Here is a 19,899-nt window from a genome sequence, read left to right on the forward strand (position 1 = left end):
GCGGTCACCGCCCACTCGCACCCAGAACGCGATCAGACCTGTCGCGGCCCTGGTGAGGTGGTCCCGGCGGCCCGGCGAGGCCACAGCGCGATGGCCAGGCCCGCGAGAACGCTCAGGATGTGCAGCCAGTTGTCCGCTGCGTTGATGTTGAGGAAGTTGATGTCCGGGTCGTTCACCGCGACCAGGCCGTAGACGAACGCCGCGCCGTACCCGATCACCAGCAGCCAGCCGAACGTCCGCGCCCGGCTCGGCGAGGACCACATCGTGACGCCGAGAAGCCCGATCAGGAGGTGCACGATGTTGTGCAGGGGGTTGATGGCGAACCCGAGCAAGGTCTGGTCGTGGTCGTGCTCCGCGAAACCGTCGAACCCGGTCACGAAGAATCCCGCGATACCGACCAGGAGATAGACCACGCCGATCGTGAGGGCGAGCCACTGGTGTGGTGCCCGAACACGCGTCGCGTGCGTGGATTGCGTCATGGCGTTTCTCCAATCCGTGTGACTACCGGTACGAACACCCTGGGCACGAGCCGGTTCACTCGCACCTGACGCGAATTCCTCCTGGTGCGACTCGACGCGGACGGCGGGAATCTGGATGTCCGGACCTGTCGACGGTGGGAGGCCACAGTGCGAGCGATGGTGTATCGCGGGCCCTACAAGATCCGCGTCGAGGAGAAGGACGTACCTCGTATCGAGCATCCGAACGACGCGATAGTGCGGGTCACCACGGCGGCGATCTGCGGGTCCGACCTGCACCTTTACCACGGCCTCATGCCGGACACGCGCGTGGGGTCGACGTTCGGCCACGAATTCGTGGGCATCGTGCACGAGGTCGGCCCTTCGGTACGCAACGTCGCCGTCGGTGACCGGGTGATGGTGCCCTTCAACATCTACTGCGGAACCTGCTTCTTCTGTGCACGTGGGCTGTACTCCAACTGTCACAACGTGAACCCGAACGCCACGGCAGTGGGTGGCATCTACGGCTACTCACACACCACCGGTGGCTACGACGGCGCGCAGGCCGAGTACGTCCGGGTGCCCTTCGCGGACGTCGGGCCCACGATCGTGCCCGACTGGATGGACGAGGAGGACGCCGTCCTGTGTACGGACGCGCTGGCCACCGGCTACTTCGGTGCACAGCTCGCCGACATCGCCGAGGGCGACGTGGTGGTCGTGTTCGGCGCCGGCCCGGTGGGACTGTTCGCCGCCCGGTCGGCGTGGCTGATGGGCGCCGGCCGCGTCATCGTCGTCGACCACCTGGACGACCGGCTGGAGATGGCCCGCACGTTCGCCTATGCCGAGACCGTCAACTTCACGCAGCACAAGGACATCGTGGTGGAGCTGAAGCGCACGACGGGGTGGCTCGGCGCCGACCGCGTGATCGACGCCGTCGGCGCCGAGGCGGACGGAAACCTGCTGCAGCACGTGACGGGCGCCAAGCTCAAGCTCCAGGGCGGATCGCCGATCGCACTGAACTGGGCGATCGACTCCGTGCGCAAGGGCGGCACGGTCTCGGTGATGGGCGCGTACGGGCCCCTCTTCAGCGCGGTGAAGTTCGGCGACGCGCTGAACAAGGGCCTTACCCTGCGCATGAACCAGGCACCCGTGAAACGGCAGTGGCCGCGGCTGTTCGAGCACATGCGCAGCGGATACCTCAAGCCGAACGACATCGTGACCCACCGGATACCGCTGGAGCACATCGCCGAGGGTTACCACATCTTCTCCGCCAAGCTCGACGGCTGCATCAAGCCGCTCGTCGTGCCGGGTACCGACTGAGAGAGGGACGACCGTGCCGTACACCGCCGGAAAGCCGCCTCTGCCTGAGACGTCGGAGCAGCTCAGGGCACGCATCCCCGGTTGGGGCGCCGACCTCGACCCAGCCGATCGCCCCTCCAGTCCGCGCGAGGTACGAGGGCTGGAGACCGGCGCGCACTGGGACCTGCCCGAGCAGCAGCAGGAGCACCAGCCGCGCGAGCGCTCCATCGAGCACGCACACCTGACACCGGTCTTCGGGACGTCCGTGCCGCTCAAGGGACTGTCGGGCGTGGTCCGCAGGTACGCCTACCGACGGTTCAGCGAGGGCCGCGCCGCGCACTGGCTGCTGCTCATTGCTGCCGACCGGGTCGACGCCGTCGAGAGTCACCTGGCGTCCTTCGCCACCCTCCGGCCCGACAACCCGGTGACCGAGACCGGGGTGCTCGCCGAGGCGTCCCACCACCCGATCCGGTCCCGCGCCGGGCGGGTGGACGTACGGCACCAGATCCTCGACCCCATCATCGTCGTGGGTCCCTGGGTGCTGGCCGGCGTGGTGATCTACCGGGGCGTCCGGGCAGTGGTCCGGCGGACCCGCTCCTGAGGGCCGTGAAGGTGCCCCGGGCCGCGCGCGCCACCGGGCTCGCACTCGGTGCCGTGGTTGCGGCCGTGCACAGATGGCGCCCCCGACCGCTCCACCCGACCGGCACGGTGCTCGCCGGGACGCTGCATCTCGACGTCGGCGGTGCGCCGGGCGCTGCCGCGCTCGGCGCGCCCGCGACCCACCAGGTGACCGTGCGCGTATCGCGCGCCGCGGGCCTCCCCGCTCCACTGCCTGACGTCTTCGGTCTGGCGGTGCACTGGACCATCGACGGCCGGCCACAGGACCTCCTGCTGTCGGCAACCGGTCTGGGTCGGGTCACCCGCTTTCTCCTGGCGCCCCGGTTCCGGCCGCTCGGGGGCGGGTTCGGCACGCTCATGCCGTTCCGGGACCTCGACGGCCGGCCCGTGCTGCTCGCCGCCGCTCCCGTCGGCACACGCCCGCACGGTCGGCGCAGCACGGGGACGACGGCGCTCGTCGGCACCGACCTGGTGCTGCTGTCCGCGCACCCCGGCGAGCGATGGCGCCGGCTGGGGACGCTCCGTTGCGGGTCCGCCGTCGCGGGCGACGCACCACGGGTCGACCCCGTGCGACACGTGCCGGGGTCGCTCGCCACCTACCCCTGGGCCGCCGCGCTGCGGGCCCCCGCCTATCGGGCGGCCCGGACCGGCCGCCTGACGACCGGCGAACGGAACTGAGCGCAGCGGCCGAGATGGCCCGCCGGTGGTTCACCGGCTCGGACTGGTGGTGCCGAGTCAAGCGTGCTTTACTTCGGACACGAGTAAAGCACGCTTGACAAGCAGCGGAGGCGAACGATGGTCGACCCGACCGGCTCGACACCAGGTACGCGGCGCGCACCGATCTCCCACTACGTCCTGGCCGGCGCCTTCGCCGCCGTCGCGACCATCGCGGTCGCACTGCTGGTGGGCGCGACCAACCCCGGCGACTTCTGGCTCGCGGTGGGCATCGGGGCGATGTGCACGGCCTACCCCGCCCTGTCGCTCGGGGCGAGGGTCTTCGTCTCCGACCACACGGTGACCCGCGACGCACACGGCGCCGAGAGCGCCGAGTCGCTCTGGCTGAAGCAGGCCGGTGCGGGCGCCTTCCTCGACGTCCTGGTGGCGATGGTGGTGGGCGCCGTCGTGCTCATGATCGGCAGGTTCGACGTGCCCGCCCTACCCGCTCTGCTCGCCGTGATCGGGCTCGGCGTGGCCGACGCCGGCCTGCGCTACGCCGTGATCCGGCACCGCTCGCTCCGGTGAAGAACGACGTGGCGGCCCGCCGCCTGGAGCGCAGCTGGACACAGGCCGACCTGGCGAGCGCCCTCGGCGTCTCGCGCCAGACCGTGATCTCCATCGAGCGGGGGCGGTTCGACCCGTCGCTACCGCTCGCCTTCCTGATCGCCCGGACCTTCGGCTGTGCCATCGAGGACGTCTTCACACCGGACTGACTCAGCCTCTACAAAGGGCATATCACACCCAAATTTCGATGAATCCACATCCACAGTAAAACTAGGACCCAGCCGGTCAAAACCGGACGCCGTGCGCACAGGGGGCTTGGACGCGTGACGATCGCCATTGACCTGGGTATCGATGACCTGCGTGCGGTCTTCGACACCGAAGGTGAGGCCAACGGTTCCATGGCGGACTTCCCGCTGCCCGACCAGGTCCGGGCGGGCGCGGCACCTCGTGTCGCCCACGTCCGCGCCGTCACCGGGCCTGAGTGCCGCTCCACCCGCGCCGCCATGCACGACTACCTCGGCCGGGCCCTTCCGCCTCGCCGCGCGCAGCACCTGGAGCTCCATCTGGACGGTTGCGCCGAGTGCATCCGCGCGTTCATCGACATCCGCGAAGCCTCCTGGGCACGCCGCAAGGTGATCGACACCGCGACGCTTACCGTCACCCGCGCGGACGTCTCCGAACGGCTCGGGCCGCGCCGCCGTCGGTAGCCCGGCGGCCTTCGGTGGGGTCCGCGTGCTGATCCGCTCAACCGGTCACAGCTGCTTCGCCAGGAACAGCGAGTTCCCGTGCACCTCGTCGCGTTCCACGCGGCCGGTCTCGACGAACCCGAGCTTCGCCAGCACGCCGAGCGAGGCCGCGTTCCAGGCACGGACCGTCGCCCAGAGACGTCGGTAGCCCGACTCGTGCGCCCAGCCGAGGACCGCCCGCGCGGCCTCCGTCGCGTACCCCTGGCCCCAGGCCCGGCGCAGCAGCTCGAAGGCCAGCTCCGGCTCGTCGTCCTGTCCGTGGGTGTTGGCGATCAGCCCGCAGTAGCCGACGACGTCACCGGACCCCTTGCGCTCCGCCGCCAGCAGGGCGAGAGAGCCGGACCGAGGCTGGCCGCGGATCCAGTCCTCGACGTCTTCCAGGGTGGGGCGGCCCTCGGCATCGATCCGGCGGTGCGGAGGGACCCGCGGGTCGCGCTCGGTCCACATCTCGCGCTGCACCGCGGCCTCGGACACCTGCCAGGGCCGGAGGAGGAGGCGATCGGTCTCGAGCACTACCTCGTGCTCCCGCGTGGCCGGATCTTCCATGGCGGCGACGGTAACAGGCGCCCCGACGGCGGGTGCGCAGCGGGTGAATGGCAAAACTGCCCAGGAACTCGGGGCTTTCGTCCCTCCCGCCAGGACGCTGAGAGGCGCACACTTTCAACAGGACGACTTGGTCCGTCAGCAGGAGGTGCGCCATGGCCGCAAGACACGCGATCCTCCGCGCTGCGGCCGTCCTCGGCAGCAGCCTGGCGATCCTCCTCGCGGGACTGACGGTCCCCGCGGCCGCCGAGCCCGAGACCCCCGTCCTATATCCGTCAGGCTCGACGGTGACGCGTGCCGCCGGGCTCGGGTTCGACGCCTGCACCGCGCCGTCGCTCGCGGCACTGAAGGCATGGAAAGGAACGTCGCCGTACGGCACCGTGAACATCTATTTCGGCGGCAACAACCGCGGCTGCGCACAGCCGAACCTGACCTCGACGTGGGTGCGCGACGCCGTCGTGGCGGGTTGGAAGCTGCTGCCCACCTACTTCGGCTACCAGCCGGCCTGCATGTTCGGCGACAAGCCGAACCGCTACACCGCTGCCACCGCCACGGCCCGGGGCAACTCGGACGCCGGTGACGCGGTCACGAAGGCGAAGGCACTGGGCCTGCTGCCGGGGAGCGGCCTGTACGCGGACGTCGAGCACTACGACCGCACGGTCTCGACGTGCCGCACCGCGGTGCTCCGGTACGTCTCGGCATGGACCAAGACGCTGCACGCGGCGGGGTACGTGGCCGGCGTGTACGTCCACCAGGACTCAGGCCTGCGCGACCTCTCCGACTCGTACAACTCGACGACGTACGCTCGCCCCGACGCGGTATGGATGGCCCGCTGGGACGGCAACTCCGCACTGACCGGCTGGCCGACCGCACCGAACTCGCACTGGGCCGACTACCAGCGGGCGAAGCAGTATCGCGGCGACCACAACGAGACCTGGGGCGGGGTGACCATCAACATCGACTCCGACTCCATCAAGGCACCTGTCGCCACCGTCGCACGCGCCTACCGGGTGACGAGCACGACGTCGCTGAACGCCCGCACCGGCCCGTCGTCCGCCTACCCCGTCGTCCGCTCCTATGCGCCGGGCGCCTCGCTGTCCGTGGTGTGCCAGGCGACCGGGCAGAAGGTCGGCACGACCGCCGTGTGGAACCGGCTGACCAGCGGTGCGTGGGTCACCGACTACTACGTCTCGACGCCGTCGAACACCAGGTTCACCTGGGCGCTGCCGCGGTGCATCTACCCGGGACAGGTGACCACCACCTCCCTCAACGCCCGCACCGGGCCGGGGACGTCGTACCCCACCACCGGTAGCCCGCTGCCTCGCGGCGCCCTGGCCCACGTGATGTGCCAGAAGGTCGGCAGCACCGTCGGGAGCACACGGGTGTGGAACAAGCTGCGCGACGATCGCTGGGTCAGCGACTACTACGTCTCGAACCGTTCGAACACCACCTGGAGCGCACCGGTCCCCCGCTGCCCGTGACACTTCGATAATCTCGACGTGTGTTCGAGGGATTCGCTACCGAGCAGGTAGAGACAGACGGTGCGTCGATCTTCGTCCGGCATGCCGGGTCAGGTCCGCCCGTCCTGCTCCTGCACGGCCATCCGCGGACGTCGGCGACCTGGCACCGCGTGGCTCCCCGGCTCGTCGACGCCGGCTTCTCCGTGGTGTGTCCCGACCTGCGCGGATACGGCCGGTCGCGAGGCCCCGCGGCCGACCCGGAGCACACCGCCCACTCGAAGCGGGCGGTCGCCGGCGACATGCTCGCGGTCATGCGGCACCTGGGCCACGAACGGTTCTGCCTGGCGGGCCACGACCGCGGAAGCTACGTGGCGCTGCGGCTGGCCCTCGACCACCCGCAGGCGGTCGAGCGGCTGGCGCTGATCGACTGCGTGCCCATCAGCGAACATCTCCGCCGCACCGACGCGAGGTTCGCCACGGAGTGGTGGCACTGGTTCTTCTTCGCGCAGCCGGAGATCCCGGAACGCGTGATCAACGCCGATCCGGTCGCGTGGTACGGCAGGAACGTCGACCCTGCCGCCATGGGAGCCGATAACCACGCGGAGCTGATGGACGCGGTAGCCCGCCCCGAGGTGGTACGCGCGATGCTGGAGGACTACCGCGCCGGCCTCACGGTGGACCGCGCGCACGAGGAGGCGGACCGCGCTGCCGGCCGGCGGGTCATCGCACCATTGCGCGTCCTGTGGTCGCTCCGGGACGACATCGAGGACCTGTACGGCGATCCTCTGGTCATCTGGCGCGAGTGGGCGGACGACGTGGACGGGTTCGGCATCGACTCCGGACATCACGTCGCCGAGGAGAATCCGGCGGACCTCGCACGGGCCCTTGCCGGTCACTTCCGGCCCGAGGACGCGCCGGCGGCGTCCGCCCTGAACGAGTAGGTGCCCGACCCCACCGTGACGACGGTCCTCGAGTCCTGGTCGTCGTAGCGAAGAGCCCGGATGCCGTTGCCCGCAGCCAGCGGCCTGCCCGACTCCGTGACCTGGGACAGGGTGGTCCGAGGGGACGCCGGCGTGTCGCGTGCAGCCTGTAGGGCCGGCGCGGGCTAGCGGGAGGCGAGCCGCTCCAGCAGGGCGGCACTCCGGGCCAGCAGCGCCCGCTCCTCGTCGGTGAGCTCGGCCTCGATGGCCTGCGCGAGCCACCCCGCCCTGCGCCCGCGCTCTGCCTCGAGCGCGGCGCGGCCGGCGTCCGACAGCTCGACCAGCGACTTCCGGCCGTCCGTGGGGTGCGCCCGGCGCGTGATGAGGTTCTCGTCCATGAGCAGGCCCACCACCCGGGCCATCGACTGAGGGCGCACACGCTGGTCGGCGGCGAGGTCGCTGGTCGTCATCGCGCCGTCGCGGTCCAGTGCACCGAGCACCGCCACCTGGCCCAGCGGAATGCGGTCCTCGTGCTTCACGCGCCGCGTGAGCTTGCCCATCGCGGTGCGCAGCTCTGCGGCGATGGCGGCGGCTTCCGAGGTAGGCACAGGACACTCTACCCCGCTGCCCAGCACAACTGCACAGCATATCTGCACAGCAGATCTGCACACCTAATCTGTACAGTCTTGCTGTATGGTTCGGCGTTGTCGGGCTCAGCGCCAGCGTTGTCGCAGCCGGGGCACGGCACACGACAACGGGAAGGACTCCCATGTCCGCACGAGCAGTTGGCACGAGCAACACCGCTATCGAGAGCGTCATCGCCCGCCGGATCATCGACAGCCGGGGCAATCCGACCGTCGAGGTCGACGTCGTCCTGGCGGACGGATCACTGGGGCGCGCGGCAGTCCCGTCGGGTGCCTCCACCGGCACCCGGGAGGCGGTGGAACTGCGCGACGGCGACCCCGCGCGCTGGCACGGCAAGGGCGTCGACCGGGCGGTGACCCACGTCAACGGGGAGATCGCGGCAGCGGTGCGCGGCCGGGACGCGACGGACCAGGCGGGTCTCGACGCGGCGCTGGTCGCCCTGGACGGCACCGCCACGAAGTCCCGGCTGGGCGCCAACGCGATCCTCGGCGTCTCGCTCGCCGCCGCCAAGGCCGCCGCCGCAGCCGCCGACGAGCCGCTGTACCGCTACCTCGGCGGCCCCGACGCGAACCTCCTGCCGCTGCCGATGATGAACATCGTCAACGGCGGCGCGCACGCCGACAACCCGCTGGACTTCCAGGAGTTCATCATCGCGCCCCTGGGAGCGGACACCTTCGCCGAGGCGGTCCGCATGGGCAGCGAGGTCTTCCACACCCTGCGCAGCGACCTGCTAGCGGCCGGCCACTCCACGGGCGTCGGCGACGAGGGCGGGTTCGCACCCGCGCTGCGGACCGCCGAGGAGGCGCTGGACTTCGTGCTGGCCGCCATCGAGCGCACGGGCTACCGCCCCGGCACGGACATCGGCCTGGTCATGGACCCGGCGTCGTCGGAGTTCTTCCGCGACGGCGTCTACGACTACGCGGGCGAAGGAGTGCGCCGCACACCCTCCGAGCACGCCGACTACCTGGCGGGGCTCATCGACGCCTACCCGGTCGTCTCGATCGAGGACCCGATGGCGGAGAACGACCTGGACGGCTGGCGCGAGCTGACCGCCCGCGTCGGCGACCGCTGCCAGCTCACGGGTGACGACGTCTTCTGCACCAACGAGGCGCTGCTGCGCGAGGGAATCCGCACCGGCGTCGGCAACTCGGTGCTGGTCAAGGTCAACCAGATCGGGACCCTCACCGAGGCACTGGCCACGGTGGCCACCGCCCACCAGGCAGGCTGGACGGTGGTCATGTCGCACCGGTCGGGCGAGACCGAGGACACGACCATCGCCGACCTCGCGGTGGCGACCGGCTGCGGCCAGATCAAGACCGGCTCGCTCTCACGCTCGGACCGCACGGCGAAGTACAACCAGCTGATCCGGATCGAGGAGGAGCTGGGCGACGCGGCGCGCTACGCGGGCCGCTCGGCGCTGCCCCGGTCGTGAGCACAGGCCGCCGGCCGCGGTACCGTCCGTGGCCGGCGGCCGAACGCCGTCCGCGACACGAAGTGATCGGGCGTGATCAGGACCGGCGCAGGGCCGCGGGCCGCAGCCAGGTGACGCTGCGCCACAGCCACTCGACCGGACCGTAGACGAAGTACCTGAGCCAGAGCCGGCTCAGCACGGACTGCACGGCGATCACCACGAGCGAGAGCACGACGACGGGCGTCACGCTCGTCATCTGGCCGAAGTCCACGAGCTGGGCGGCCAGAGCCATCACGATCGCCGCTCCGACGTAGTTCGTCAGCGCCATCCGGCCCAGCGGCTCGAACACCGCGGCGATCACACGCCGGGCGGGCGTGTGCCACAGCAGCGCCAGACCTGTGACGTACAGGACGGCCATGACCAGGCCCGCGACACCGCCCGGGTTCGTGAACCGCGGGTCCCCGGGAGCGGTCGTCACCTGCCAGATCAGGGCAGGCACGGTCAGCACGGCGGCGAGGGCGAACGCGATGGCGACCGCCTTGCGCGACGTCTCGAGGACGCGGGGCAGGCCAAAGGCCGCAGCACCCGCGCCGAGCAGGACGAGGCCCGGGGTGGCGGCAAGTCCTCCGCCGAACATGGCGTATGCCACGCCCGTGAGCGCGACGCCGGCTCCAAGGGCGACCCAGCGCGGCGCGAAGTAGACGACCGGCAGGATCAGCAGACCGAAGACCGCGTACTCCAGGAGCACGTTGCCGGGGTAGACCAGCATGAGGAGCCCGCCGATCGCAGCGAGCCCGAGCAGCCGGCGGACCAGCACCAGCCCCGGGCGCCGAGACCGGTTGCGGGCGCCGTCCAGCACCATCCACAGGCTCATGCCGAACAGGAAGACGAAGATCGGCACGAAGCGGGTCTGGACCGTGAGGAAGAGTGCGTCCTGCACCGGGTCCGGGACGATGGCGCCGCCCGCCAGGAGGCGGTCCATCCCGGGGCTGATGATGTCGATCGCGTTGACCAGCAGGATCCCGAGAACCGCGAACCCGCGCAGCGAGTCGATGAAGTGCCAGCGCTGCCGCGTCTCTGCCCGCGGAGCCGCTGCGAGTGCAGTGGTTGTGCTCATGCTTGCCATCCAAGCGATCCGGCGTCCGCCGGTCGTCAACCCACGGGCCCAGGTTCGGCCGTCACGAGCTACGGGTAAACCCTGTGCGCCGCGCCCCGTCGGTCAGGGGTCGGCCCTCCCGGAACCACGCGTTCCTCACCGTAGGAGACGGGCGAGGACCTCGCGTGCCAGCGCCGCGGGCTCCTGCCCCTCGACGTGCAGCCGAAGGCTGCTCGGCAGGTGCGGCAGGCGCTGCGCGTAGGCCTCGTGATCACCGCGGAGAAAGGTGGGGTCCTGGCTGAGCCCGCGTCCGGAGTCGGCCATCGCCCGAGCGAGGGACGCATCGAAGTCGGCGGTCAGCACCACGTGGAAGACGTTGATGCGCTCAGGCACCTGGTCGAGCACCTGCTGCACCTCGGCCGGGTCCGAGGTGCCCTCGTCGACCACGATGTCGACGCCGGTCCTCAGCCAGGCGCCGACCAGCTGCGCGTGGATCCCATGAGCCCAGTCCCAGCTCGGCAGCGTCGGCAGCGCCATCTCCGCGACGGTGTCGAGGTCGGTGAGCGCGACCGAGAAGCCCTCCTGGCGCAACAGCCGGGCCAGCTCTCCGGCCAGGGTGCTCTTGCCCGATGCGATCGGTCCGCTGATCATCACCAGCCGGGGATGCGCGTCGTCCTGCGTCCTGTCACTCACCGGCTGATCGTGCCATGGCCTAGTCGTCGTACGAGAACGTCACGCGACGTTCGAGCACGTCCTGAGCCGCGGACAGCAGGCTCGTCGACCTCGAGAAGGCATGCGCACGGATCATCGCGGACGCATCGTCGGGGCCGATCCCCAGCTGGGCGACGACCATCCCGGTGGCCAGGTGGAACGGGCTTCTCTCGGACCAGTCGAGCAGCTCGGCGTTCCCCAGCAGGATCGTCCCGACGGCGTCGGCCACGAACTGCAGGTCCTCCGAGCTACGTGCCCGCGGGTCAGCGGTCACGTACATGCTGAGCGCCCCGACGACACGGCCTTCCCCGCGCATCGGGACCGCGTAGAGCGTCGCCTCGCCACCGACCGCTCCGGTCAGCTGGGAGAAGACCGGGTACTCGTCCACCAACGAACCGATGCGCACGGCCACCACCCGGTCATCGGCCATGGCCTGGTGCACCGGACCCTCGCCCAGCACCTCCTGGAGCGGCTCGAGGTCTTCGAACACACCTGGCGTGCTGACGGCGGCTTGTTCTCCCCGGCCTGCCGAGACAGTCAGTGCCCCACCCTGCGCCTGAAAGGTATCGACGCACGCCTCACACAGCCGCGTCAGCAACGGACGGCCGTCGTCGGTCTCGGCGAGATTCCGTACGAGCCTGCTCAAGAGTTCCGGTGGGTTCATCGGTCCACACCTCCCCTGCCCCCACCCCCACTCTTGCATCACAACTTTTCAGTCGCACTGCCTGTTTTGTCACCGCGCCGACCGGTCAAACGCGGCTATTCCGCCTCGACGCTGGTGGTGCGGTGCGGCGTACCCACCGGTTTGGACTCGCTCGATCCTCGCTGACGCAGGTAGATCGAGAACGTCACCATGGCGCCGACGGCCAGGAACTCGGACTGCCAGTTCTGCAGCGTGCGGTTCCAGAACTCCGGCGATCCCACGTACTCCAACCACGTCTGCGCGGGGACGCCGTGGCTTGCGGCCTCCTCGTTGGCCACGACGTGCCCGGCGAGCGACTGGGCCAGCCACGACAGCAGGAAGATCCCGCCCATGACCAGCAGGAGAGAGTTGGAGTAGAGCCAGAGCCGAGCACCGCGCACACGCGCCCAGGCCGGGGAGTCGGGTCGTGCGTACTCGCCGACGTACTGCTCCTCGTCCGAGCCGACGCCCTCGTCGCCCGGCTTCTTCGACTCCGGCGAGCCACGCTGCACCAGCCAGACCGTCGCGAGGATGAACACGAAGAACTGCAGGAACTCGGACTGCCAGTTCTCGGCGACGTCCACCAGGAAGCTGGACGAGCTGATGTAGTCGAGGTAGCCGACCGGCGCCTCGCCGTGCTGCGTCAGCTGCTCGTTGTCATAGGCGTGCCCGGCGAACGACTGCCCGACGAGCGTCAGGAGAAAGATCCCGAGAAACGCGAGGCTGAGCCCGTTGTCGCGAACTGCTCTGCGCATGCTCATCGCCCGGCCAACGGCAGGACGATCATGAGGGCAAGGCCCACCACGATGAGCGAGATCAGTATCCAGAACATGGCCGCCATACCTCGCGAACCACCACTCTTCTGGTTGTTGCCCATCCCCCGCCCTTCCTCGCACCATCTCGTCCTAGCGGTCACGCTAGCTGCTATTCGTCGAGAGAGAACGTCAGACGTCGTTCGAGCACGTCCTCCGCGACGGACCGCAGGCTCGTGGATCGCGAGAAGGCATTCGCCCGGATCACCGCCAACGCATCCTCGACGCCTATCCCCAGCTGGGCGATGACCATTCCGGCTGCCCGATGAAGCCAGGCTCGCTCCGACCCGTCAGGCAGCTCGGTGTCCCCGAGCAGGGACGCCCCGACGATGTCGGCGAGGAACCGCAGGTCCTGCGCACTGCGGGCCTGCGGATCATCCGTCACATAGAGACTGAGCACCCCGACGACGTGACCGCCCGCCCGCATCGGCACCGCGTACAGCGTCACCTCGCCGCCGACCGGACCGGCCAGCTGGGAGAAGACGGGATACTCGTCCACCACCGTGCCGAGGCGTGTGACCACCGGCTGGTCCTCGGCCATGGCCTGAGGCACCGGCCCCTCGCCCAGGACCTCCTGCAGTGGTTCGAGGTCCTCGAACGCCCCTGGTGTGCTGACGGCGACTCGCTCGCCCGGCCCGCCCAGGACAGTAAGAGCTCCGCCTTGCGCGCCGAGGGCGTCGACACATGCCTCGCACAGCCGCATCGCCCACGGACGGACGGTGTCCTTCGCGAGAGAGCACGCGAGCAGGCTCAGAAGTTGCGGCACGTCCATTCGTGCGTCACCTCCGTTGCCCCCACCCTCACTCTCGCACCATGACTCCCCAGTCGCATCGTCCGCTTTGTCACCGTGCCGGAGACGCGAGAACAGAGTGGTCGCCACGCCGCTCGGTGGCGCTGCCGGACCGCCGGAGCGTCAGAGGTCGTCCGGGCGGATCGGGTCGGCCAAGAACTGGTCGATGGCTTCACTCGTGGGGAACACCGTGACGTCCGGCCCGGAGAACAGCTGCACCAGGGAGTAGGCGATGTCCCGTAGCGGGATGTTCGACTGATTGGACGCCTCGCGCAGCTGGTCGAACGCGGTCTCCTCCTCGATGCCATGGATGACCATGAGGACGCCCTTGGCCTGCTCGATGACCGACCGCCGCTCCGACGACGCCTGGATCGAGGCCGACGCCTCGCGCGCCGCCGCCTCCCGTTGCGCCTTGGTGACGTCGATGAAGTACCCGAACAGCTCGGTCACCTCACCGGTGACGGGGTCACGCCGCCCCTGGCCGGTCACGGCGAGCGTGCGGGTCTTTCCTGCGGCGTCCACGATGCGATGCACCGAGCTGAACGGCTGCCCTGTCTCCGCCGCTCGCCGCAGCATGCCGTCGACCCGAGCGCGGTCGTCAGGGTGCTTGTGCGCGAGCATCAGGGGCGTCGTCGGCACGATGTCGCCCGGCTCGAAGCCGTGCATCACGTACACCTCGTCCGACCACGCCCACTCACCTGTGGCCAGGTCGAGCCGGTAACGCCCGACCGGCGGCCTGGCACCCCCTGCGAGCGCCTTCTCGATGTCGCTGTCCAGCGGTGGCTGGCCGGGCTCGGGTGTGGAGTTCACGGAGGTCCTCTGCGGGGCGAGTCGTACGGCCGATGCCCTTCCTGAGGGCACGGGACCTGGTGGTGGTCACCCTAGCCTGGAACGGGACCGCGCCGGCGGACGGGCTCAGTCCTGGACCGACGCGGCGACCAGCCAGGCCGTGAGCAGCACGATCACGACCATCAGGGTGGTCTCGCGTCCTGCGCTGCGCAGCAGCATGGTGCCCGCCCTGCGGGAGCGTCCGGCATGCCGCACCACCCCCCGGCGTCGTGCCGTGAGTCTCGGCACGACGCGGAAGTGGTTGTACGTGCCGATCACGCCGACCACCAGGACGACGCCGACCTTGGCCAGCAGGAGCAGCCCCCAGGTGCTCTGCCAGAGCTGCTCCGGGCGATCGATGATGCCGACCGCCAGCACCACACCGGCCACGCCGACCACCGTGACGGAGAGGGCCGCCACGACGGAGAAGCGAGCGGCCATCAGCGCGGCGTCGAGGTCGTGCCCGTCCCGGTGCCGGGCGCGCAGCAGGAGGCCCATCGAGACGACGCCGCCCACCCACGTGGCCGCGGCCGCGAGGTGCGCGACGTCGGCGGTCACGACGAGCCATCGTGGCTCGACGGTGTTGCTGTGGCCGCCGAGCACGTGCCCGGCACCCACCAGCACGGCACCGATCACGGCGAGCCACGAACCGCGCAAGGTCCGCCGAGCGCCCACCGCGAGCGCGATGGCTCCGGCAGCCTGGAGGCCGACCTCCCGGAGGGTGGTGCCGGTGAGCGAGCCAGAGATGGCCGACGGTGAGACAGCCGCGGCGAGGTCGCCGTGGGCGACGAGCACCGATCCGGCCAGCACCCGGACGACAAGTCCGCCGAGGATCAGTACGCCCGCCCAGCGAGCGAGCCGCAGCACCACCGGCGCGTCCGCCTCGTCGCGCCCGCGGAGCACGAAGGCCGTGAATGCCAGAGCACCGGCTGCGACCAGCCCGCTCCAGAGCGTGACCGCGCTGCCGAGCCGGGCGGCCGCCCCCGCGACATCGGTCGCTGGGCTGTCCATCGCTGACGGCTCGTGGCCCATGTCATGGTCCATGTCATGGTCCATGCCGCTCATGTCGTGATCCGCACCGGGGCCCGCGCCCGCCGACGGCGTTCCTGCGCCTCCGGCCGCCGGCTGGCTCGGGTCCGGGCCCGCGACGACGAAGCCGAAGGTGCCCTCCAGCGGGTGGCCGTCCTGGGCCGCCGCCGTCCAGGTGACCGTGTAGTCGCCGGCGGTCAGCGCCTCGGACGGTGTCGCCACCAGGGCGACGCCGTCCTCTGCCCCGGCGACGTCGGCCACGACGGCGCCGTCCGGTCCCTCGATCACGATCCCCTCGCCGAGCAGGCTCACCGGCAGCGTGAACCGCAGCGTGACCTCGGTGACGGGAGTGTCCGACGTCGACCCGGCGGCGGGTGCGGAGGACTCGAGCCGGGTGTGTGCGGTGGCGGACGGCGCGCACCACAGCGCGAGCACGAGCGCCGCGAGCAGCCCGAAGGCCGCCCGGATCACGACCGCGCCGGAGCGCGAGGTTCGGCGCATGTGCGGACTCCTTCACAGCAGGAGTGGTGCGCCGGCGTGTGCCGGCGCACCACCGGAGGGTCACATCGAGGCGAGGAGGTCCTCCATCGTCGCGATCTCGGCCTGCTGCGTGTCGACGATCGTCTGCGCCATCTCGACCGCGGCCGTGTCCTGACCGGACTCGATCTCGGTCTGCGCCATCTCGACCGCACCCTGGTGGTGCGCGATCATCTGCTCCAGGAACAGCCGGTTCGCCTCGGGACCTGCGGCGCCGGCGAGCGCCTGCATGTCCTCCTCGGACATCATGCCGCTCATCCCGGCGTGGCCCGAGTGCTCAGCGGTGCGCTCGGCACCCCAGGTGTCCAGCCACTGGCCGAGCTCCTCGATCTCGGGCGCCTGGGCGGCCTTGATCTGCTCGGCGAGGCCGGTGACCTGGGGGTCGACCTCGGGCTTGGCCAGGACGACGTCGGCCATCTCGATCGCCTGCTCGTGGTGCGGGATCATCATCTGCGCGAACATGACGTCCGCGTCGTTGTGCTCCGCGTGCTCGCCGGCAACGGTCGCGGTGTCCTGCGTGGGCTCCTCGCCCGAGCAGCCCGCGAGGGCGAGTGCTCCGGCCAGGACGATGACAGACATAACGGTGCGCTTCATGGGGTCTTCCTCTAGCTCGTCTCGGGGTAGCAGTCACTGGCCCGGCCGCGCTGGGCACGGCAGGGCTGTCGGATCGGCGCGGGTGAGCGCCGCACCCGGGTCTACGTCCGAGAGATGCAGAGCTCGTGCAAGGAAGGAGCGGTGAGGACGCGGACGCCGACGAGCGCCGGTGTCAGGGACATCGCGAGCTCGAGCGGGGCCCGCCACAGCAGCCGGCGTGCGGGCACGACCAGGGCCAGGAGCGCGACGAGGATCATGAGGCACATCGCGGTGGCGATGCCGTCGCCGCAACATCCCTCGCAGTCGCCCGTGCCCTGTTCGCCGTGGCCACCCAGCGCCTCCGCCACCGGTCTGACGACGACGGCGGTGGCGGCTGCCGTGACCTGCTCCGCGACGACCACGGGGCCCTCGTGGGGCACGGCGTGCGAGTGCCTGGTCGGTGACCCGCTCATCGAGTGCATGATGACCACGCCGACGATCACCGTCAGGATCGCCAGCACGCCGACCGGGCGCCGGCGAGGCCCGGCGACCGTCGAACGAAGAAGCGAGATCACGCGCACGGCACGGAGGCTATCCCACCGCCGAGGGGGATGAGACCGCGGTCGCGGACCGCGCCACCCGGTGCCGGCGCGAGGGGCGGCGCGGCGTCCGCCCCTCGCGCCGGGTAGGTCAGCCAACGCGCAGGACCACCGGGTTGGACTGCCAGACCTGGGTGTACCGGACGGACTTGCCCGGTACCGGTGCCTCGATCTGCATGCCGTCACCGGCGTAGATCGCGATGTGGCCGGGCGACCAGAGCAGGTCACCGGGCCGCGCCTGGGACCAGGGCACCTCGGTCCCCGCGTACCGCTGCTCGGACGAGGTCCGGGGAAGGTTGATCCCGACCTGCGCGAAGACGTAGGACGTGAACCCGGAGCAGTCCATCCCGGCCGGGGTCTCGCCACCCCACAGGTACGGCACCCCGAGGTACCGCATCCCGATGGACACGATGGCCGATCCCTGGGCGGACGCCGGGATCTCCACGGCGGCAGCGGCTTCGGCAGCGGCGGCTGCCTCGGCCTCCGCCTCTGCTTCGGCCTCGGCGGCCAGCTCTGCCTGGTACTCCTCGTTCTCCTCGGCGGAGACCACGGAGACGGCGGCCGTCTCGATCTTCAGCGTGGCGTCGGTGGCGACGGTCACGACAGGTGCGGCGGCGACCGACTCCTTGGCCTGGGTGGTCAGGGCGTTGAGGTCCGTCGTGTTGAGCGTGCCGCTGACGGCCTTGCCGGCCAGTGACGAGCTGACCTCTGTGGCTGGTGCCGCCTGGGCGGACGGGGCCACCAGGGACAACAGGACGCCGGATCCGGCCGCTGCCGCCACGGCGGTGCGGCCGGCGAACGCGGCGGCCTGCTCGGTGGCGGTCCGGGCGACGTCGGCCAGGACGGGGCGGCGCGCCGCCCGGTGACGACCACGGCCGCGCACGGCCGGGTTCAGGGTGAAGCTGGGCTCCATGGAAGCTGGGACCTTTCGGATCGGAGTAGAACCACACGCGCGGCCCGGGTTCGGGGCGCGCTGAACCGGTCGACACCTGGATGGGGTGGTGTCGACGGGACGTGGTGGTCTACGTCCGGGAGATCCCGAGGGCGTGCAACGACGGCGCGTCCGCTACGGCCAGACCCGCCGGCTCCTTCGGACAGTGGTGCGCGATCTCGGGCACCAGCCACTGCATGGCGAGGGCCGGAGCCGTTGCCAGGTCTGTCGAGGGCGACACGGTCCGATCGGACCGCGCGGTCACCGGGCGATCCTCAGCGCAATGGTTCGGGCCCTCGCCGTGGTGGCCCTCGCCGTGGTGACCGGGAGCCGCACCGATGACCTGGTCCGGGGCGGTCGCCGTGGCCTGCCCCGCCGCGCTGTACGCGGACGTGCCGTGACCGGCGTCGTCCAGGTGGATGCCGCAGACGGTCTGCACGCCCAGGACCACGAGCGCGAGGAACATGGCCGTCAGGACACCCGCGAGCCCGCGCAGAGGAGCGGCGAGCGGCGAACGGGCGGCACGTGTCAGGTTCATGGCGAGCCCCAGGGTAACGGAATGGACACGCTGGGAGGCAACCATGCGCTGTGATGGGTGGAAGCCCTGCCTACGAGCTGGCTGCCGGTAGGCAGGGCTTCCGGTGTCACGGCATCAGCCGATGGTGCGGCGGTGACGCGAGACGATCATCGCGGCGGCACCGAGCAGGATCAGCAGCGCTGCTCCCCCGGCGATCCACCCGATGTCGGCGCCCGTCATCGCGAGGGGCGGCGGGTCGCTCGGTGTGCCGGGCGCGCCGGGAGTGCCGGGTGCGCCAGGTGTGCCGGGCTCGTTCGGTGTGCCGGGGTCACCGGGCTTGCCGGGCTCCTTCGGAGTGGCGCACGCGTCCGCGCTGTCGGTCAGGTCGTTGTGACCGATGCCGGCAGTGTTCGCGAACCCGCCCGGCTTGCCGGAACCGGACCGGGGGCACGTGAACGTGGACCCGTCGGCGGCGTCACCGTCAACGGTGGCCCGGACCTCGACCCGGTACGTGTGGGTGGCTCCCGCACGCAGGTCCACGCCGGAGGCGACCACGTTCGCGTCGTCACCCTCGACACCCTGACCGGTCCACGACTTCGCCGCGGTCACGCCCTGGGGCGTGGCCGTCACCTCCGCGGACGTGACGTCGATACCCGCGCCGAACCGCAGACGGTCGGTGAGCGTGTACTTACCGTCGGCGGCACCGCTGTTGGTGGCCTTGATCTCGTACGTGATCGTCCAGCTCCCGCCCTTGCCCGCGACCGGGTCGCCGACCACCGACTTGGTGATGTCGATCGACGGGACCGGCGCACACGCCTGATCGTCCTCGACCTGGCCGGCCGGGTCGGTCATCGCGGACGTGTTGTTGAACGCCGTGTCGGAGTCGTCACCGTCCGGGCCGCACGTGGTCGGGTCGTCCGCCGTGCCCGCACCGGGCACCTGCAGCGGGACATCGGCGATCACGGTCAGCTCGTACCGGTGCGGCTCGTAGCCGTCGTCCTCGTTGCCGGCCAGCGGCACCGCGGAGGCGATGGTCAGGTTCTTCTGACCGTCCCAGGCGGGTTCGGCCGGCGTCACCCCGTCCGGAGAGGAGGTCACCTCGGCCGAGACGATGGTCGCCGCCTTCGCGAAGTGCAGCTCGTCGTCCAGGGTGTAGGACGTCGGCATGGTCGAGGTGTTGCTCACGTCGATCCCGTACACGACCTCCCACTGACCGTCACCGATCGGGGTTGCCGAGACCAGCTCCTTGGTGTGCGTCGGGTCGCCCTCCACCTCCAGCCCTGCCGGGTCGCAGTTGATCGTCGGGGGCACCTCGGAGTCCTCGGGGACGTCCGCGGCACCGCACGCCGTGTTCACGACCGTGTCCGGGCCGCCCTCCTCCAGGACGATCTCGAACTCGTGCGCCTCGCTGTCGCCGGGAGCCAGCTCGTCGACCGTGAACGAGCCGTCGGGGAAGAGGTCGTCCGTGATCGCGAG

General features: G+C 70.7%; 24 protein-coding genes. 9 read left to right on the forward strand and 15 right to left on the reverse strand.

Annotation, left to right across the window (positions count from 1 at the left end; translation table 11 throughout):
- Positions 1-32: 32 nt before the first annotated feature.
- Positions 33-479, reverse strand: a complete 447-nt coding sequence (locus AB0I32_RS13130) for a DUF4383 domain-containing protein (protein WP_357506539.1) — start codon at positions 477-479, stop codon at positions 33-35.
- 147 nt (positions 480-626) lie between these two features.
- On the opposite strand from AB0I32_RS13130, the gene AB0I32_RS13135 reads away from it, so the two are divergent.
- The 6 genes from AB0I32_RS13135 to AB0I32_RS13160 all read left to right on the forward strand — a co-directional run bounded on the left by AB0I32_RS13135 (position 627) and on the right by AB0I32_RS13160 (position 4,300).
- Positions 627-1,775: a zinc-dependent alcohol dehydrogenase gene (locus AB0I32_RS13135; RefSeq protein WP_357506541.1), complete on the forward strand. Its 1,149-nt coding sequence runs from the start codon at positions 627-629 to the stop codon at positions 1,773-1,775.
- Positions 1,776-1,788: 13 nt separating this feature from the next.
- Entirely contained in the window at positions 1,789-2,355 is a 567-nt protein-coding gene (locus AB0I32_RS13140) for a hypothetical protein (RefSeq protein ID WP_357506543.1), read from the forward strand.
- A 65-nt stretch (positions 2,356-2,420) separates the two neighbouring features.
- A complete protein-coding gene (locus tag AB0I32_RS13145; RefSeq protein ID WP_357506545.1) occupies positions 2,421-3,050 on the forward strand; it encodes a hypothetical protein in 630 nt (209 codons plus the stop codon).
- A gap of 117 nt (positions 3,051-3,167) precedes the next feature.
- Entirely contained in the window at positions 3,168-3,614 is a 447-nt protein-coding gene (locus AB0I32_RS13150; protein ID WP_357506547.1) for a hypothetical protein, read from the forward strand.
- Positions 3,611-3,802 (forward strand): helix-turn-helix transcriptional regulator, encoded by a 192-nt coding sequence (locus AB0I32_RS13155; protein ID WP_357506549.1) that lies wholly within the window; start codon positions 3,611-3,613, stop codon positions 3,800-3,802. The genes AB0I32_RS13150 and AB0I32_RS13155 overlap by 4 nt, the downstream gene beginning before the upstream one ends.
- Before the next feature lie 114 nt (positions 3,803-3,916).
- Entirely contained in the window at positions 3,917-4,300 is a 384-nt protein-coding gene (locus AB0I32_RS13160) for a zf-HC2 domain-containing protein (protein WP_357506551.1), read from the forward strand.
- 45 nt (positions 4,301-4,345) lie between these two features.
- On the opposite strand, the gene AB0I32_RS13165 is transcribed toward AB0I32_RS13160, so the two are convergent.
- A complete protein-coding gene (locus AB0I32_RS13165) occupies positions 4,346-4,885 on the reverse strand; it encodes a GNAT family N-acetyltransferase (RefSeq protein ID WP_357506553.1) in 540 nt (179 codons plus the stop codon).
- 152 nt (positions 4,886-5,037) lie between these two features.
- On the opposite strand from AB0I32_RS13165, the gene AB0I32_RS13170 reads away from it, so the two are divergent.
- Positions 5,038-6,363 (forward strand): glycoside hydrolase domain-containing protein, encoded by a 1,326-nt coding sequence (locus AB0I32_RS13170; protein WP_357506555.1) that lies wholly within the window; start codon positions 5,038-5,040, stop codon positions 6,361-6,363.
- A gap of 20 nt (positions 6,364-6,383) precedes the next feature.
- Positions 6,384-7,283, forward strand: a complete 900-nt coding sequence (locus AB0I32_RS13175) for an alpha/beta hydrolase (protein WP_357506557.1) — start codon at positions 6,384-6,386, stop codon at positions 7,281-7,283.
- A 164-nt stretch (positions 7,284-7,447) separates the two neighbouring features.
- Here the strand turns inward: AB0I32_RS13175 and AB0I32_RS13180 are convergent, their stop codons facing one another.
- Entirely contained in the window at positions 7,448-7,870 is a 423-nt protein-coding gene (locus tag AB0I32_RS13180; protein WP_357506559.1) for a MarR family transcriptional regulator, read from the reverse strand.
- Positions 7,871-8,031: 161 nt separating this feature from the next.
- Here AB0I32_RS13180 and eno point away from each other — a divergent pair, with 161 nt between their 5' ends.
- The gene (gene eno, locus AB0I32_RS13185; RefSeq protein WP_357506561.1) at positions 8,032-9,339 is read left to right on the forward strand and encodes a phosphopyruvate hydratase; all 1,308 of its coding nucleotides are present in this window, start codon (positions 8,032-8,034) and stop codon (positions 9,337-9,339) included.
- Positions 9,340-9,415: 76 nt separating this feature from the next.
- Here the strand turns inward: eno and AB0I32_RS13190 are convergent, their stop codons facing one another.
- The 12 genes from AB0I32_RS13190 to AB0I32_RS13245 form a co-directional block, all read right to left on the reverse strand.
- Positions 9,416-10,435, reverse strand: a complete 1,020-nt coding sequence (locus AB0I32_RS13190) for a DUF418 domain-containing protein (protein WP_357506563.1) — start codon at positions 10,433-10,435, stop codon at positions 9,416-9,418.
- A 135-nt stretch (positions 10,436-10,570) separates the two neighbouring features.
- On the reverse strand, positions 10,571-11,107 hold the full coding sequence (locus tag AB0I32_RS13195; RefSeq protein ID WP_357506565.1) for an AAA family ATPase: 537 nt from the start codon (positions 11,105-11,107) through the stop codon (positions 10,571-10,573).
- A gap of 19 nt (positions 11,108-11,126) precedes the next feature.
- Positions 11,127-11,828, reverse strand: a complete 702-nt coding sequence (locus AB0I32_RS13200) for a GAF and ANTAR domain-containing protein (RefSeq protein ID WP_357506567.1) — start codon at positions 11,826-11,828, stop codon at positions 11,127-11,129.
- 56 nt (positions 11,829-11,884) lie between these two features.
- Positions 11,885-12,562, reverse strand: a complete 678-nt coding sequence (locus AB0I32_RS13205) for a DUF6766 family protein (RefSeq protein ID WP_357506569.1) — start codon at positions 12,560-12,562, stop codon at positions 11,885-11,887.
- 169 nt (positions 12,563-12,731) lie between these two features.
- Entirely contained in the window at positions 12,732-13,385 is a 654-nt protein-coding gene (locus AB0I32_RS13210) for a GAF and ANTAR domain-containing protein (RefSeq protein ID WP_357506571.1), read from the reverse strand.
- Positions 13,386-13,532: 147 nt separating this feature from the next.
- On the reverse strand, positions 13,533-14,219 hold the full coding sequence (locus tag AB0I32_RS13215) for a PAS and ANTAR domain-containing protein (RefSeq protein ID WP_357506573.1): 687 nt from the start codon (positions 14,217-14,219) through the stop codon (positions 13,533-13,535).
- Between the two features lie 105 nt (positions 14,220-14,324).
- Positions 14,325-15,767, reverse strand: coding sequence for a copper resistance protein CopC (locus AB0I32_RS13220; RefSeq protein ID WP_357506575.1), 1,443 nt, complete (start codon positions 15,765-15,767; stop codon positions 14,325-14,327).
- A gap of 60 nt (positions 15,768-15,827) precedes the next feature.
- A complete protein-coding gene (locus AB0I32_RS13225) occupies positions 15,828-16,397 on the reverse strand; it encodes a DUF305 domain-containing protein (RefSeq protein ID WP_357506577.1) in 570 nt (189 codons plus the stop codon).
- Between the two features lie 101 nt (positions 16,398-16,498).
- Positions 16,499-16,957 (reverse strand): hypothetical protein, encoded by a 459-nt coding sequence (locus AB0I32_RS13230; protein ID WP_357506579.1) that lies wholly within the window; start codon positions 16,955-16,957, stop codon positions 16,499-16,501.
- 109 nt (positions 16,958-17,066) lie between these two features.
- Complete coding sequence (locus AB0I32_RS13235) at positions 17,067-17,888, reverse strand: C40 family peptidase (protein ID WP_357506581.1); 822 nt, start codon at positions 17,886-17,888, stop codon at positions 17,067-17,069.
- Between the two features lie 109 nt (positions 17,889-17,997).
- Positions 17,998-18,444, reverse strand: coding sequence for a hypothetical protein (locus tag AB0I32_RS13240; protein WP_357506583.1), 447 nt, complete (start codon positions 18,442-18,444; stop codon positions 17,998-18,000).
- 114 nt (positions 18,445-18,558) lie between these two features.
- The coding region (locus AB0I32_RS13245; RefSeq protein WP_357506585.1) for a collagen-like protein at positions 18,559-19,899 on the reverse strand (1,341 nt) is incomplete at its 5' end.

The organism is Promicromonospora sp. NPDC050249 (assembly GCF_040656015.1).
Classification (GTDB): Bacteria; Actinomycetota; Actinomycetes; order Actinomycetales; family Cellulomonadaceae; genus Promicromonospora.

Bases quoted from the DNA above. Each gene is read 5' to 3' on its own strand.
- AB0I32_RS13220 (WP_357506575.1), bottom strand. From the start codon at position 15,767: ATGCGCCGAACCTCGCGCTCCGGCGCGGTCGTGATCCGGGCGGCCTTC.
- AB0I32_RS13130 (WP_357506539.1), bottom strand. From the start codon at position 479: ATGACGCAATCCACGCACGCGACGCGTGTTCGGGCACCACACCAGTGG.
- AB0I32_RS13200 (WP_357506567.1), bottom strand. From the start codon at position 11,828: ATGCAAGAGTGGGGGTGGGGGCAGGGGAGGTGTGGACCGATGAACCCA.
- AB0I32_RS13170 (WP_357506555.1), top strand. From the start codon at position 5,038: ATGGCCGCAAGACACGCGATCCTCCGCGCTGCGGCCGTCCTCGGCAGC.
- AB0I32_RS13235 (WP_357506581.1), bottom strand. From the start codon at position 17,888: ATGGAGCCCAGCTTCACCCTGAACCCGGCCGTGCGCGGCCGTGGTCGT.
- eno (WP_357506561.1), top strand. From the start codon at position 8,032: ATGTCCGCACGAGCAGTTGGCACGAGCAACACCGCTATCGAGAGCGTC.
- AB0I32_RS13165 (WP_357506553.1), bottom strand. From the start codon at position 4,885: ATGGAAGATCCGGCCACGCGGGAGCACGAGGTAGTGCTCGAGACCGAT.
- AB0I32_RS13205 (WP_357506569.1), bottom strand. From the start codon at position 12,562: ATGCGCAGAGCAGTTCGCGACAACGGGCTCAGCCTCGCGTTTCTCGGG.
- AB0I32_RS13190 (WP_357506563.1), bottom strand. From the start codon at position 10,435: ATGAGCACAACCACTGCACTCGCAGCGGCTCCGCGGGCAGAGACGCGG.
- AB0I32_RS13225 (WP_357506577.1), bottom strand. From the start codon at position 16,397: ATGAAGCGCACCGTTATGTCTGTCATCGTCCTGGCCGGAGCACTCGCC.
- AB0I32_RS13150 (WP_357506547.1), top strand. From the start codon at position 3,168: ATGGTCGACCCGACCGGCTCGACACCAGGTACGCGGCGCGCACCGATC.
- AB0I32_RS13240 (WP_357506583.1), bottom strand. From the start codon at position 18,444: ATGAACCTGACACGTGCCGCCCGTTCGCCGCTCGCCGCTCCTCTGCGC.